The following is a 14,361-nucleotide window of genomic DNA, read 5'->3' as shown; positions in this document are numbered from 1 at the left end:
GCTCAGGAGAGATGCGAATGCTACGGAAGGTTACAACTACACTAGGGGTGGCGCTCGGAATTGCCGTAGCGCAAACTGGCGTGAGTCACGCGCAGTGCAACGATGGTTCCTGCGGCGGAGCAGTTGTCGGCTACTCGCCTGTCAGCGGCGGGTATGTGGACAGCTTCGGACAAATGGCTGGGCGAGGCACCCAACCGCTGTTCGACAACTACTTCACGCGAGGCTACGCCAACCAAGCCGAAGCGGGGATGTACATTTCCCCGATCGGAGTTCCAGGCTGGGTAGGGCACACATACAACACGTATCAGCCCCTGTACCCTCACCAGTTTCTATACGCCCACAGCGATCGGTATCATTCCTACTACGACAATGGAATGGGGCTGAACCGCACGCATGCAAAATACTACTCGCCGCCAGTCCGAACTGCCGGCAAACGAGTCTACAAAATGCTCGAGATCCCTCGCTGATCTCGAACTAGGCAGGGCTGAGTCGGAGACCAGTCGAATTCAATTTGGCAGCCGTACCCGATCATGGAGTGGTCGGGTAGGTTATTCACTGGTACTTCAAAACAGGACCTCTGTCCATGCTTCGTTTTTCCCTTATCGCAGCGACCGCACTCACCGCGGTCGTTGTTCAGTCTTCTTCTGCCGACGCTCAATTCGGTTCACGATTTTCCGCGGCACGCACCGTTGAAGTGAGTAGCGGGCCTGGGGTCGGATACCGAGCCGCTTGGGCCCGACCTTCCACTTGGGGCGACTATTGGGCCTATAACCAATCGATGAACCAACCTTGGCACGGGGAATACTATTGGCTCCGAACAGGTCAACCCACCGCGCTCATTGTCCCACCGACCGTAACGATGCAATCGAATTACTCGTGGGGCGTTTCGCAAAACACCATGACTCCCATTTACCATCAGTTCAGCGGCAAAGCTTCGAACGGTGGCGGAGGTGGTGTGTTCAAGGCAACCCCTTATTGGCCAAGCCACACCGATCAATTCGGTGTCTATCCAGTTCGCGGCCCCTGGTAATAACAGCTTCCCTCGCGAAGGGATGTGCGGTAGACAAAAGTATTCATCAGCCGGAACGCACTCGCGCTCCGGTTGCTGAGACCGCTCGACTAGCAACTGCGATTTGGCCTACGAGGTGCGCCGCGCTCGGCTTTCAAGCGGACTTAACCCAACCGGTCAGATCTTACTTCGTCACGCGTTCTTGATCGGCGATCCTCTACCAAAATTGTCTTGGAGCTAAGGGTAGGTTATTCACGATTTCCTCCACCATCTCATGGTAACGGACTTACAAGAAATCCAAATGGCCCAAAAGTCAATGACAAGGATTACCACACCGCATTCGTGCCAATAAAGCAAAGGCACCAAGCTTAAATCGCAAGTCCTGGATTGCTTGGACCCTTGACCGTTTTCAACATTACCTCGGATTGTTTGTCCATCTTTTTAACTTTTCGTGACATACGAATCCAACTCGATCTGCTGTTTGCAATCGTAAAGCCCATTCCGAGCGTTGTGTCTCATCGTGATTTTCGAGGGCTTCAAAAATGGGATGCAGACCTGCCTCAACTTGCTCGAGCATCATTCCTTCGTTGCTATACTCAATTTGCCGGCTGGCTTTTTCCATGAAGTGAATAGCAATTTCCATTGCTTCTGGAATCGCCGATAGAGAAACCAGCATCTCCATCAATCGCTTAACTTCAGCGTACGCATCCCAATCGAAAGAGAAGTTGTAGTTGATGTGCTTTTCATCAACATGTGTAGCGAGTTGAATCGCTTCTCGGAGGTCATGCCGCAACAATTCGACTGGTTTTGTCATCCCAAGTTCAGCTTCGATAATCCAGCGTGCGTGGATATTCTCGTCGCACACTTTGGTCAAAATCTGAACCAACGATTCTTTGCGTTGCGTTCGAAGAGTTTTTGCGATCAGCCCTTTCCTGCTTTCGACAAGCTTTTGTTTTTCGATGTGTGCCTCTTCAAGCCGACGCAACTCTTCGTCAGTAGGCGGGATAAATCGTTCTCGACGGCTCATCGAATTCTCCTTCCGGAGCGACGCTGGCTCCGCTCGCGTTTCAACCCATTACTCATCTTTTTCTGCTCCATCGCTTGTCCACTTTCATAGGCCGCAATCAACTGATAAGGATTACGCAAGTCCTCATTGCTGAAGACGATGACGTGAGGGAGCCGTTCTATTGCGAGCTGTAGATTGGCAAGAGTTCGTTCGAATCGCGTGCGAAGCTTGTCATCTGGAACATCATGTCCGCCTTGGAATACTCGCATGGCGACCCTTCTGCTCGACTGTTCTGCGCTTTCGATGCGGATGAAGATGAGAACAACGGTGTACCCGAGCGCAGCGTACGAAGCGAGCTGTTCTACTTTCTCGCCGACGGGATCGGATAGCACCGTTTCAAAGATGAAGCTCTCTCGCTGATTTATCAGTTCCCTACGGACTGACGCAGCTAGTTCGGCTGCCTCATAGGGAGCCAAACCTAACGAAGCGGACAATTCATCGGCGTTGATAAACCGCAAACCTGCGTTGGATAGATAACTTTCATAAAACGTTGACTTGCCAGCACCATTCGAGCCAGCCAATGCGATGATGATCGGACGCTTGTCAAGAAAGCTAAACGGCAGGTTCAACGCGGGACCTCGACCGCGATAAATTCACGCCCAACAAATCGACCAATCGTTTCGCTGCCATTTTCTTCAATGCGGCAAATCAGCTCGGGGTGGCCAGCGACGGGCTTGAAATGCGGGTAGGGGCGTTTTTTCAAAACGGTTTCGAGACGTTTACGGCCCTTGGCCGTCCCCACTTCCGCCAAAAGCTCCGATAACGGCCGCTCTCCGCCCGCCATCTGAAGCGATAGCGCCTGATCGCCGCGAAGCAAAGGCTCGATCGATTTTCCGAGACCGGCCCAGAATTCAATTTGCCCAGCAATGCTCCGCTGCGAGAATGGCACAACAGCACGAGCATCGTCGACGAGCTCGTCCGATAGTTTTACAGGTTGACCCATGGAATATACCCTCCAATCCAATGGTAGCGTTTTGCTACTCGCAAATCCAGTTCGCACTGGTTGCGACCGCAAAGTTTGAATACGGGTGCCTTCGGCCATCGCAAAAAATCCGGAAATCACTTTCGTGGGTAGTTTTCAGTCGGGTTCCGTAACTCCACCACCAGTATCAACGAAGACAACATCGGGGAAGAGTGGGCGGTTCTACCTGGGAAGATCGCTGTAATGGCAGCACCGCACAGGGCACTTCCTCGGCGGGTACGCATACCTGGAGCAGTTCCTTCGCGAACAACTATTACGGAATAGGAGACGCCCACCTTTTGGGGTAACGTAAGGAATAGGAGACGCCCACCTTTTGGGGTAATGCCCTGATTGTTCGATGGCACGGTGCTCTTAGTTCCGATAGGGACGGTAGATAATAGCCCAGCCTTTCAAGGCTGGGTATTCGCACAATCATCGAGTCAGTCCCGGCAGGGACGAAAGAAAATACGAGTAATAGGAGGCACCCACCTAATTAGGGGGAGCATCGGAGTTTTGGGGCACCCACCTTTTGGGAGTGCCATCACTCAGGAAAAAAGGAATAGGAGACAGGAATAGGAGACGCCCACCTTTTGGGGTAATGCCCTGATTGCTCGATGGCACGGTGCTCTTAGTCCCGATAGGGACGGTAGACAATAGCCCAGCCTTTCAAGGCTGGGTATTCGCACAATCATCGAGTCAGTCCCGGCAGGGACGAAAGAAAATACGAGTAATAGGAGGCACCCACCTAGTTGGGGGGAGCATCGGAGTTTTGGGGCACCCACCTTTTGGGAGTGCCATCACTCAGGAAAAAAGGAATAGGAGACCACCCACCTAAGGAATAGGAGATGCCCACCTTTTGGGGTAATGCCCTGATTGTTCGATGGCACGGTGCTCTTAGTCCCGATAGGGACGGTAGACAATAGCCCAGCCTTTCAAGGCTGGGTATTCGCACAATCATCGAGTCAGTCCCGGCAGGGACGAAAGAAAATACGAGTAATAGGAGGCACCCACCTAGTTTGGGGGGAGCATCGGAGTTTTGGGGCACCCACCTTTTGGGAGTGCCATCACTCAGGAAAAAAGGAATAGGAGACCACCCACCTAAGGAATAGGAGATGCCCACCTTTTGGGGTAATGCCCTGATTGTTCGATGGCACGGTGCTCTTAGTCCCGATAGGGACGGTAGACAATAGCCCAGCCTTTCAAGGCTGGGTATTCGCACAATCATCGAGTCAGTCCCGGCAGGGACGAAAGAAAATACGAGTAATAGGAGGCACCCACCTAGTTGGGGGGAGCATCGGAGTTTTGGGGCACCCACCTTTTGGGTGTGCCCAACTTTTGGGTGTGATCGAGTCGAACAAAGCTTATGACATTGCACATTCTCTCCCTCATCCCAAGCCCGTCTCCCCCAAGCCGGGGCGAAGGGAGCCAGAATTATTGTCTGCGACGCATTCGCCCAAGGTGGGGGGCCAAGCTGCATTGGCTTCGTCCTCGCTCGCTTCAGTTTGACGTCGACCGGAACATTCAATCCGGTTCCACGGCCCATCTCGTCGGGTGTCTGCTCTTGGAAGGCAAAATGGGGAACGACCGAGTTGCGCTGCTCGACGTAGAAAGCAACAAAACAGCGAAACGAACTCGCGTTATCGAGTTCGTTCAAATACGACCTCTGGTGCTGGAGATCGGGATGGTTGCTCCTGCGACTTCGATCACAGTTCCTCGCGGGGGAGATCGTCGATCGAATCGACACCGACCACCTCTAAGAAACGATCGGTGGTGTAGTAGGTCATCGCGTTCCCTTCTCTCTCCACGCGAAGCAGTCCCTTCCGCACGAGCATATTCAAGGTCCCGTGCGGTGGCTGTCCCCAAAGCGACTCCACTTGCTCCCGGCTAATCCCCGGCTGGTAAGCGACCAAAGCCAGACAATCGATCGCGGATTGAGGTAACTGCACCTCTTTTACTTTTCCGTAGAATCGCTCCCGAACGCTCGACATCGCTTCGGCCAGTTGGAGTCGGTAACCTCCTCGTTCGAAAACGATTTCGAACGCCCGTCCCTGCTGTCGATATTTTTGATTCAATTTCCCGACCGCTTCGTCGATTTCCTCGCGAGGCATATTGCGGAACAAACTTTGAAGTCGCTCCACATCGATCGGCCGACTATCGGGGGTCCCCAAGAAGAGGATGGACTCCAGCACTGTCTCCGTAGTCACCGGTACATGATCGGTCTCGCCGACCTCGGGTGCAGCGAGTGTCTCTTCGAGATCGCTACTCGGGGACAAAGGAAATGGGAGCAACGCCGCATCTTCCACCGATGCCGATAGTTCAGAGGCCTCGACTCCCGAACGCTCCTCCATGGCTCTGGCGTAAGCATTCCCCAAATCTTCCAAGGACAAACCGACATCGGGTTGGTCCTCCGTTTCTCTCACCTCGGCCAGTTCGGTCTCCAGGGGTTCTATCTTCTTGATCTTCCTACCAAATACCATGGCTCCCTCCTCGTTCAAGAATTCCGCACTGCAGGACTCATTCACTCCGTGCGCAGATCGGGTTGCAATTCCAAGGTCAGTCTCCTCAGATCGATCACGGTTCCCATCGGGACCATAGATGCCCTCAATTGCAAACGACCCTCTCCCCTGGGTAAACGTATCTCGCCCATCTCCCAGTGGCGAAAGGGTTTCATACGACTCTCCGCCTTGGGGCGTTCTATCGTATCTTGATCGTCGTAGAGAGGAGGGTCCCACACAGCATCGATCTTCTTATCCAAGCGAACATCGCCGAATCGAAGTTGCAGCACGGTTCCCACACTTGTCTCGGGACAAGTGTAGTCCATCGCAACACGATAAACCCCTTCGGTCTCCACGCGGACATTCCACTCAATATAGTCATCGGCGGACTGCCAGTTCACAAAGTACGAGCTGTTTGGCGCCGGGGCACTTCGTCGAATATTTCCTTGGCCCACACCGTCGCGAGCTGGCAAGTGAGCGATCGGCAAAGGGACATATCCGATGGGGATGGGGCGATCGTCCACCGGCAGCTTTCCCCCTGCGAGAACCTCCTCTTTCCAGGCAGACATCGCGGAGCGGAGTCGATCTGCGGCCGCGCGTTCCACATCCGTCTTTAGCGTGCAGGCCTTCGTTTGATCCGGATCCTGCCCCATATCAAAAAGTTTGCCATCGGTATCCATGCGATACTCTTGCGTGCGGGCGCTGATCTTGCCGTTCCAGGTGGAGTAAAGAATGCGATCGGGAACCGGATATGCCGCGCTACCGGATTGCAATAACCAAGGGCTCAAGTCCATACCATCGAAAGGATATCGTGGCTTCGCAGTCAATCCTGTCATGGTCATCAACGTCGGCAACCAATCGATCGCAGAGGCGATGGGCCGCACAACATTCCCCGCAGGGACTTTGCTTGGCCATCGGCAATAGCAAATCGATCGCACGCCCCCTTCGTCCACACTACCCTTGCGCCCCTTCATTCCACCGTTCCATCGCTCGGTGTTGGGCCCGTTATCCGAGAAATAGATGACGATGGTATCGTTGGTCAGACCGAGCGATTCGAGCTTGCTCAAGACTCTCCCGACATTGCGATCTTGATTCTCGATCATGGCCAGCGCGCAGCGTGTTTCGTCTACCTTTTCCTGCGCGCGGCTTCGAGCGGGTTGGACGATGTCCTTTTCTCGAAATCGTTCCCACTCGGGTTTCGACACACCCCAGGGAGAGTGAGGAGTTGTGAAAGGTATGAAGCAGAAGAATGGCTGCTGTTTCTTTCTGTCGATGAAGTCCAAGGCGCGATCGGTAAGCAGATCGACAATGTAACCCTTCGTCTCCACCATCCGCCCTTCTTGATTCTCAAGAGGCGGATTGAAGTACTCGCCCCAATGGCCTTCGGTATATCCATAAAACTCATCGAACCCTCGGGCGCGGGGATGGTAAGGACCTTGGGATCCATTGTGCCATTTCCCAAAGCAGCCCGTTGCATAGCCATTTGACTGAAAGATCTGAGCGAGCGTCGTTTCATCGAGATTGAGTCGCTCGGCGCCCTCGGACACGCCCCGAACTCCCCCGCGTGGATGGTACCTCCCCGTTAGCAATTCAGCACGCGTAGGAGAGCAGACGGGGCAAACAAAGAATCGATCGAGCTTCGCTCCAGACGTCGCGAGCGAATCGATATTCGGGGTGGAGACAGATCGATTCCCCGAAGAGGTGAAATCACCCCATCCCGCATCGTCGGCCAGCATGATGACAACGTTGGGACGCGTGCGGGACTCGAACGAGGAATCCTCCAACGCCATCGAGACGTTGGTTGCAAGCATCGTGATTAGCGTTACCGTCGCAGAGAGCACCCTGCGATGGAACGGGGCCGAAGTAGGTAGACGTCTGATAAGCTGTTGCCAAGCGTTCATCGTACATTCCTCGATACGAGTGGAAAGGAACGCTTAGTTTACCGCCAAAACCGCTCTCGCTACTTCTTTTCTATCCAATCGACGAGCCCGATTTGAAAAAGTCCGCTGCTCGAGGCGCGGCCACGGGCCATCATTGGGGTGTTGAAATGGATTTCGATATTCCCTTTTCCATCCACCGCAATGATTCCTCCCGAATCATAAGGAAGCGTCTTTTCGATTTCATGTTTCGCCGCGTCGGCTAACGTCTCTCCCAAAAACTCCATGCGAGTGGAAATCGCCGATGCAATGTGATGCTTGATAAAGAGCTCCCCTTCGCCGGTGCAACTGACGGCGCAGGTATCGTTCTTCGCGTAGGTCCCGGCCCCGATAATCGGTGAATCACCCACCCGCCCAAACTTCTTTCCAAGCAATCCGCCGGTGCTGGTTGCGGCCGCTAGGTTTCCGTCGGCATCGCGAACAACACACCCTACCGTGCTGAAGTGGAATAGGCGCTCTTCGGGGTTGTCGTAGTCATAACGACTCGTTGCACCTTTTTTGTTCGCTTGACGTTCTTTCCACTTCTCCCAATTGGCACGCTGCTCGTCGGTTTTGAAGTAGTCCTGCGATTCAAGCGGAATGCCGGCCTGCTCAGCGAACAAATCGGCCGGGGGGCCTGCTAATAAAACGTGAGGGGTGAGGTCGCGAATGGCTCGAGCCAATCGAATGGGATTGCGCGCTTTCGTGGCGTTCGCCACAGCGCCGCACGATAAATCCTTTCCGTCCATCAGGCTCGCGTCGAGGGAAACATCTCCGATGTCATTGAACACAGCTCCCCGTCCCGCATTGAAGTGAGGATCATCCTCGAGAACTTCAACGACCGCCTGCACGACATCGACCGCCTTACCGCCTTGTTTCAGCAAGGAGACCCCTTTGCTCAGGGCGGCTTCCAGTCCCTTCGATTTGTTCTCGATGATGGCTGGAGTCAGTTTGGCTGGATCGCCACCTGCCCCGCCGTGGATCGCAATGGACCAACCACTCGTCTCGTTCACCGTTGCTCGCTTTTCTTGATTACTTGTACTCGATTGGGCCCAACCCACGCTGGATAATAGCAGTCCGCAAAGGGCGCTACTCAGCATTTGAAATGGTCTGTATTGCATCGGGATAGTCCTTAGCGTTGGTTAGTAGCGAGGGATGGATGGATCGATGTCCATGCTCCACTTGTCGATGCCACCCGCCATGCTCAGCGCTTCAGGATGGCCATTGTGTCGAAACCAGTTCGCCACGCGGAGCGAACGTCCACCATGGTGGCAATGGACCACAACGGTTTTGTTTTCAAGCTCCGACAGCAATTCTGCCGAGGGAGGCCACTGGCTCATCGGCATTAAGATCGCGCCATCAATCTTAGCGATGTCGAATTCATGGGGTTCGCGGCAATCGACCAAAGCAACAGGTTTCCCAGCGTTGTCTTGATTGGAATCCAGCCAACGACTCACGGTATGGATATCGATTTCCATAGACGCTCTAACGAGATAAATAAAGGGGATCAGGGCTCGAGAGGAGCGTGCATTAGAACTCAGCGAATGGTGAAACTCTAGTGGCCAGTTCCACGAATACGAGCGATCCATTCGGCCGTCGTCAAAACCTCGGAAATCATCTGCTGCTGGGCGCACAGTATGGCGCGGTGCAACTCCTCTGCCGATACCTTGCCTGCCGCGTTCTCCAGCTCCAAAGTCCCAGTGGCGTCGGACAAAAACTCGACTTGAAATCCTCGGTGCATCCCCTGCCTGGCGGTCGTGTCGCAGCACATGTGGGTCATATACCCTGCGATGGAAATGGTTTTCACCTGGTGCAATGCCAGCCACTCCGAAAGCGGGGTTTCGGTAAAGCTTCCGGGAAGGGTCTTATCGATCAAAATATCGCAAGAACGGGCTTGGATCTCTGGATGCAGTTCCCACTGCTCAGATCCCTTGCGAAAGATAGGAAAATCGGCGTTCGGCTGGTGGTGCCGGATCACGGCGATCGGTATTTGCGCCTCGCGGGCCGCGTCAAAGGCCTCGAGGATTTTCGACAAATGCCCCGCGGGATGGGTGATGGGTAACGCACCGGTGAAGTACTCCATCTGAACATCGATGACCAGCAATGCTCGCTTCATTTTCTATGACACCTTTCCTACGTAGGATAACGCCACTCGGGGGGCATGGCATGGGAGAGAATCTCCTACCGTTTTACCACAACCAAAGCCCGTACCGGGCTTGAGTAAGGCCCGAAGCCGATGGAGGGGGCCCTAACTATGGAGCCAACCAACTAAGGAGCCCGTTAAGAAGGGGACTGTTACGAAGAGGCCCGTTACGAGAAGCGAAGAAGCTTTGCGATCGCTTCTAGCCCGGTCATTCCTGGTACAACCCCAGCCTGCATGGCGGCCTCGCTGACCTCTGCGACCTTCGCTTCTAAAAGGTCCTCTGGCTCGCGAAGCGGTTTGTCGGGTGTCCCTCTCGCAATCGCGACCGGCATCGAAAACTTGGTCGCGACTTCGCAATCGTAAAGTCCGCAACCCAGAATCCCTTGGTCGGTGTGAATCGCGCAGTATTGGCCGGTCGGCCATCGATAACTGCATCCCAAAACAGGGCCGTACGGTGTCTCAAGAATCCGATGGGAATAACCAAGCTTCGTCAGGGACATGATCTTTTAATCTCCCAGCATCTTTGAAAGCGCCTGCATGGCGACATGCCACGCAGGTCGGGTTTGAAGATACGTTTCCCACCAATCCATGAGGCTCGGCGCGACTTGATCGTGCACATCCGCTCCTGCAGGGATCGGTATGTGCCAATGTTCAATGGCCAGGGCTGCCATCTCACTGGTACATCGACTCAGTTCGAGAACTTGCGAGGCCGCTAACACCGGTGGCAGCATGGCGAGCGGGGCGATCTTTGCCAAAGTAACCGCCCCTAACATGTCGCTGAACCGAGGCAGGTCCAATTGTACCTGGGATATCAACCAAGCCAAACGAACTGTCTCGGGAAGCTCGGCCATCGGATTGGTTAATATCGCCTCAATGCGAACTAGGTTCGCATGAGAGTGAGCGACACCTGCCCCCCCAACAACAGGCTGCACCGGAACTACGCGTACCTCCTCTGCCAAAAGTTCCTTCTCGGTCAATCTTCCCACATGCGCGAGAAGCCCGTTTCCAAACCCAAGCCAATGCTCCTGCAACGGCCTGCTTCGAAACAGGATCTGATCGGAGAATTTGGGAAACAATTGTTTGAAGGCCGCTTCGATTTCGGTGACCTTGCCAGACATCGATGTCACCACGTGGGGGCCGCATTCTCCAACCGCTTTTCGCAACACGGCCGAAACCAGCTCGTGATTCGATTCGATATCGGCTGCTGTCGAGATCAAGATGGACCAAAGCGAGGGGGCTTGCGAACCCGCAGTTGCCTCGATGAGTCGGTTCAGTTCATTCGCTTCGCGTTGAAGGGCGGATAGGACGGAACGATCTACGAACTGATCGGGGAAGCGGTCGGCAAAGTCAGCTGCATGGAGCGCGCTGACAGATGCGTTCGGTGTCCATCGGAGGTGAGTCATCGCTAGCTAGAGAATCGTTCTTGAAGCGAAAGGACGGTCATGGGCTTCTCACGCATCACGGACATCGCTTCGATGGCAATCCGCCCTGCCGCCACCGTGGTAATACAGGGGACTCCAAACTGGACCGCGGCGGCTCGGATGCGACCTTCGTCGGTTCGCGCCCCTTTGCCGCTCGGGGTATTGAGAATGAGGGACACCTCTCCATTCTTCAAGTAATCGATGAGGTTAGGATTACCCTCCGCCAACTTCTTGATCGGGACAACGGGAATGTGGCCTCGCTGGAGCTCCGCTGCGGTTCCGGAGGTAGCCAAAAGTTTGTATCCCATCTCATGCAGTTGGCGGGCCATATCAATAATGCCAGCCCGATGTCGCGAGGAGATGCTTAGGAAAACATTCCCCGATTTGGGAAGGACAACGCCGGCAGCGATTTGGCTCTTGTTGAAGGCCAAAGCAAAATCGTCGCTGACCCCCATGACTTCGCCGGTGCTGCGCATCTCCGGTCCTAAAACGATGTCGACTCCAGCAAACTTTCGGAAGGGGAAGACCGATTCCTTGACCGAAACGCTGCGAGGAATGGGCTCGGAAGTGATTCCCAAATCCTTCAGTTTGCAACCCACCATCACTTTGGCGGCGATGTTGGCGACCGGAGTTCCTGTCGCTTTGGCGACAAACGGAACGGTTCGACTAGCTCGCGGATTGACCTCTAATACATAAACAACCGGGCGTCCTTCTTCTTCCTTGATCGCAAACTGGACGTTCATCAGTCCGATGACCCGCAAACGCTTCGCCATGGCGACGGTCGCATGCCGGATTTCGTCGAGTACCGCTTTGCTCAGCGAGAAGGGTGGGATCACGCACGCGGAATCTCCGGAGTGAACACCCGCCTCCTCGATGTGCTCCATGACTCCCATGATGACGACGTCTTCGCCATCCGAGACGGCGTCCACGTCGACCTCGGTTGCATCCTCGAGGAATCGGTCGATCAAGACCGGTTGTCCCTGGGCAACGACAAACGCTTCGGCAATGAATCGATCGAATTGCGAGTAGTCGTAGCAAATCTCCATAGCACGACCACCGAGCACGAAGCTGGGGCGGACCAAGCATGGGAAGCCGATCTTCTGAACCTCTGAACGCGCCTGCAGCATCGTGCGCGCAATGCCGTTCGCTGGCTGCTTGAGTTTGAGCTCATGCAGCAACGCTTGAAACTTCTCGCGATCCTCTGCGTCTTCGATAGTCTCGACACTGGTACCCACGATGGGAACCCCTGCATCGGCGAGCGCCCTGGCTAAATTCAACGGAGTCTGTCCACCGAACTGCACGATGACACCGTCGGGTTGAACCGTGTCATAGATGTTGAGCACATCTTCGGTTGTTAGAGGCTCAAAGAAGAGCAAATCGCTGGTGTCGTAATCGGTGCTCACGGTCTCGGGATTGCTGTTGACCATGATCGACTCGATTCCCAACTCGCGAAGGGCGTAGCTGGCATGGCAGCAGCAGTAATCGAACTCGATCCCTTGACCAATCCGATTGGGGCCACCGCCGAGAATCATCACGCGCTTCTTGTCCCCCTTGGACGGTGCCTCGTTTTCTTCTTCGTACGAGCTGTAATAATAAGGGGTGTATGCCTCGAATTCCGCAGCACAGGTGTCGACCGATTTGAAGGTGGCGACGATCCCCTGCGATTTTCTCCAATCTCGAATCTCCATCTCGTCGCTGCCGAGAATATGGGCAAGCTGTCGATCGGAGAATCCCATTTGTTTCGCCTGCCTTAGCGTGGGGCGGTCCACGGCCCCGGCGCTCCCTAGCGTACGGAGATACTTCTCCATCTCCACAATCTCCGAGAGCTGGTCCAAGAACCATCTATCGATCGCGGTGATGTTATGGATTTCATCGATCGACATTCCGCTGAGCAAGGCATAGCGTAGATACCAAACGCGGTCGGCATTGGGTTTCGAAAGCTTGTTATTGATCTCTTCGTCGTCTGGTCGTCGATCGGTATACCAAAGGTCTTTGCTGTCGGATCCAAATCCGAACGCTCCCACTTCGAGCCCTCGCAATGCTTTTTGGAAGGACTCTTTGAACGTGCGCCCGATCGCCATCGTCTCGCCAACGCTCTTCATTTGCGTGGTCAGGGTGGAGTCGGCCTCGGGGAACTTTTCAAAAGCAAAGCGAGGTATCTTGGTCACGACATAATCGATGGTCGGTTCGAAGCAAGCTTGCGTCTTACGGGTGATGTCGTTTTGAAGCTCCCACAATCGGAAGCCGACAGCCAGCTTGGCTGCAATCTTCGCGATGGGGAACCCCGTTGCCTTGCTGGCCAGGGCGCTGGAACGGCTGACGCGAGGATTCATCTCAATGACAATCATCCTCCCATTCGTGGGATGGATGGCGAACTGAATATTGGACCCTCCTGTCTCCACGCCGATCTCGCGGATGATGGCGAGACTGGCATCGCGCATCCGCTGGTACTCTTTATCGGTCAACGTCTGAGCCGGCGCGACGGTGATCGAATCGCCGGTGTGGACCCCCATGGGATCGAAGTTCTCGATGGAACAAATGATGACAACGTTGTCGTCGACATCGCGCATGACTTCCATTTCATATTCTTTCCAACCGATGATCGACTCTTCGATGAGAACTTCGGTGATCGGTGAAAGGGTCAAGCCGTTTTGGACGAGGCCTTCGAAGTCGTCACGGTTGTAAGCGATCGCCGACCCGCTTCCCCCCATGGTAAAACTGGGGCGTACCACGCAGGGGAGACCCACTTCTTGAAGCACTTTGCGGGCTTCATCGAGCGAATGAACCACGGAACCTTTGCAGACTTCTTGGCCGATCTTTTCCATCGCCAATTTGAATGCATCGCGGGCCTCGGCCTTGTGAATGACCTCAGGGTTGGCCCCGATCATTTCGCAGTTGTTCTTCTCGAGTACTCCCTCGCGGGCCAAATCCATGGCGATATTCAATGCCGTTTGACCTCCCAATGTCGGGAGAATGGCGTCGGGACGCTCTCGTTCGATGACTTTTTCGACGATTTCCCAAGTCAACGGCTCGATATAGGTCCGCTCCGCCGTCGCCGGATCGGTCATGATCGTGGCGGGATTGCTGTTCACGAGGACGACTTCGAACCCCTCTTCGCGCAAGGCTTTGCAAGCCTGTGTGCCAGAGTAATCGAATTCGCACGCCTGCCCGATGACGATAGGGCCGGAACCGATGAGAAGGATTTTCTTGATGTCAGTCCGTTTCGGCACAGCAAAACCTGAAAATTTTCAAGGGGAAATGGCTCAAAAGAGGCCACCTGCCTAGAAAACTCCAGCATTTTGTCGCGGTTCTACTCTGCCAACGGTCCGAAGTTCTGCGGTGACCAAAAT

At 54.6% G+C, this 14,361-nt stretch carries 13 protein-coding genes; 2 read left to right on the top strand and 11 right to left on the bottom strand.

Annotated features, from left to right (window positions below; all coding sequences use genetic code 11):
• Positions 1-17 precede the first annotated feature (17 nt).
• On the top strand, positions 18-467 hold the full coding sequence (locus tag VN12_RS10800) for a hypothetical protein (protein WP_146676807.1): 450 nt from the start codon (positions 18-20) through the stop codon (positions 465-467).
• Positions 468-583: 116 nt separating this feature from the next.
• Complete coding sequence (locus VN12_RS26180) at positions 584-1,030, top strand: hypothetical protein (RefSeq protein ID WP_205855248.1); 447 nt, start codon at positions 584-586, stop codon at positions 1,028-1,030.
• A gap of 394 nt (positions 1,031-1,424) precedes the next feature.
• Here the strand turns inward: VN12_RS26180 and VN12_RS10790 are convergent, their stop codons facing one another.
• The 11 genes from VN12_RS10790 to carB form a co-directional block, all read right to left on the bottom strand.
• The gene (locus VN12_RS10790) at positions 1,425-2,036 is read right to left on the bottom strand and encodes a hypothetical protein (RefSeq protein WP_146676806.1); all 612 of its coding nucleotides are present in this window, start codon (positions 2,034-2,036) and stop codon (positions 1,425-1,427) included.
• Positions 2,033-2,644 (bottom strand): zeta toxin family protein, encoded by a 612-nt coding sequence (locus VN12_RS10785; protein WP_168164331.1) that lies wholly within the window; start codon positions 2,642-2,644, stop codon positions 2,033-2,035. The genes VN12_RS10790 and VN12_RS10785 overlap by 4 nt, the downstream gene beginning before the upstream one ends.
• Complete coding sequence (locus VN12_RS10780) at positions 2,641-3,018, bottom strand: TA system antitoxin ParD family protein (protein ID WP_168164330.1); 378 nt, start codon at positions 3,016-3,018, stop codon at positions 2,641-2,643. Before VN12_RS10780 ends, VN12_RS10785 begins: the two co-directional genes overlap by 4 nt.
• 1,721 nt (positions 3,019-4,739) lie before the next feature.
• Positions 4,740-5,513 carry an SMC-Scp complex subunit ScpB gene (locus tag VN12_RS10775; protein ID WP_146676803.1) on the bottom strand — a complete coding sequence of 258 codons (774 nt, stop codon included), beginning with the start codon at positions 5,511-5,513 and terminating at the stop codon, positions 4,740-4,742.
• A 41-nt stretch (positions 5,514-5,554) separates the two neighbouring features.
• Positions 5,555-7,432: a sulfatase-like hydrolase/transferase gene (locus tag VN12_RS10770; RefSeq protein WP_205855247.1), complete on the bottom strand. Its 1,878-nt coding sequence runs from the start codon at positions 7,430-7,432 to the stop codon at positions 5,555-5,557.
• Positions 7,433-7,491: 59 nt separating this feature from the next.
• A complete protein-coding gene (locus VN12_RS10765; RefSeq protein WP_146676802.1) occupies positions 7,492-8,568 on the bottom strand; it encodes an isoaspartyl peptidase/L-asparaginase family protein in 1,077 nt (358 codons plus the stop codon).
• Between the two features lie 21 nt (positions 8,569-8,589).
• Complete coding sequence (locus VN12_RS10760; protein ID WP_146676801.1) at positions 8,590-8,925, bottom strand: rhodanese-like domain-containing protein; 336 nt, start codon at positions 8,923-8,925, stop codon at positions 8,590-8,592.
• A gap of 77 nt (positions 8,926-9,002) precedes the next feature.
• Complete coding sequence (locus VN12_RS10755; protein ID WP_146676800.1) at positions 9,003-9,563, bottom strand: cysteine hydrolase family protein; 561 nt, start codon at positions 9,561-9,563, stop codon at positions 9,003-9,005.
• Positions 9,564-9,757: 194 nt separating this feature from the next.
• On the bottom strand, positions 9,758-10,090 hold the full coding sequence (locus VN12_RS10750; protein WP_146676799.1) for a DUF1805 domain-containing protein: 333 nt from the start codon (positions 10,088-10,090) through the stop codon (positions 9,758-9,760).
• Between the two features lie 6 nt (positions 10,091-10,096).
• Positions 10,097-10,993, bottom strand: a complete 897-nt coding sequence (locus tag VN12_RS10745) for a hypothetical protein (protein WP_146676798.1) — start codon at positions 10,991-10,993, stop codon at positions 10,097-10,099.
• Between the two features lie 2 nt (positions 10,994-10,995).
• Positions 10,996-14,241 carry a carbamoyl-phosphate synthase large subunit gene (gene carB / locus VN12_RS10740; RefSeq protein ID WP_146676797.1) on the bottom strand — a complete coding sequence of 1,082 codons (3,246 nt, stop codon included), beginning with the start codon at positions 14,239-14,241 and terminating at the stop codon, positions 10,996-10,998.
• Between the last annotated feature and the right edge of the window lie 120 nt (positions 14,242-14,361).

Origin of the sequence: Pirellula sp. SH-Sr6A (assembly GCF_001610875.1) — a bacterium.
GTDB lineage: Bacteria > Planctomycetota > Planctomycetia > Pirellulales > Pirellulaceae > JBKCUI01.
This window is presented reverse-complemented; position numbering and strand designations above follow the sequence as displayed.

Coding starts and splice junctions, on each gene's coding strand:
- VN12_RS10755 (WP_146676800.1), bottom strand. CDS start 9,563: ATGAAGCGAGCATTGCTGGTCATCGATGTTCAGATGGAGTACTTCACC.
- VN12_RS10770 (WP_205855247.1), bottom strand. CDS start 7,432: ATGAACGCTTGGCAACAGCTTATCAGACGTCTACCTACTTCGGCCCCG.
- VN12_RS10800 (WP_146676807.1), top strand. CDS start 18: ATGCTACGGAAGGTTACAACTACACTAGGGGTGGCGCTCGGAATTGCC.
- VN12_RS10745 (WP_146676798.1), bottom strand. CDS start 10,993: ATGACTCACCTCCGATGGACACCGAACGCATCTGTCAGCGCGCTCCAT.
- VN12_RS10775 (WP_146676803.1), bottom strand. CDS start 5,513: ATGGTATTTGGTAGGAAGATCAAGAAGATAGAACCCCTGGAGACCGAA.
- VN12_RS10780 (WP_168164330.1), bottom strand. CDS start 3,018: ATGGGTCAACCTGTAAAACTATCGGACGAGCTCGTCGACGATGCTCGT.
- VN12_RS10790 (WP_146676806.1), bottom strand. CDS start 2,036: ATGAGCCGTCGAGAACGATTTATCCCGCCTACTGACGAAGAGTTGCGT.
- VN12_RS10750 (WP_146676799.1), bottom strand. CDS start 10,090: ATGTCCCTGACGAAGCTTGGTTATTCCCATCGGATTCTTGAGACACCG.
- VN12_RS26180 (WP_205855248.1), top strand. CDS start 584: ATGCTTCGTTTTTCCCTTATCGCAGCGACCGCACTCACCGCGGTCGTT.
- VN12_RS10765 (WP_146676802.1), bottom strand. CDS start 8,568: ATGCAATACAGACCATTTCAAATGCTGAGTAGCGCCCTTTGCGGACTG.
- VN12_RS10760 (WP_146676801.1), bottom strand. CDS start 8,925: ATGGAAATCGATATCCATACCGTGAGTCGTTGGCTGGATTCCAATCAA.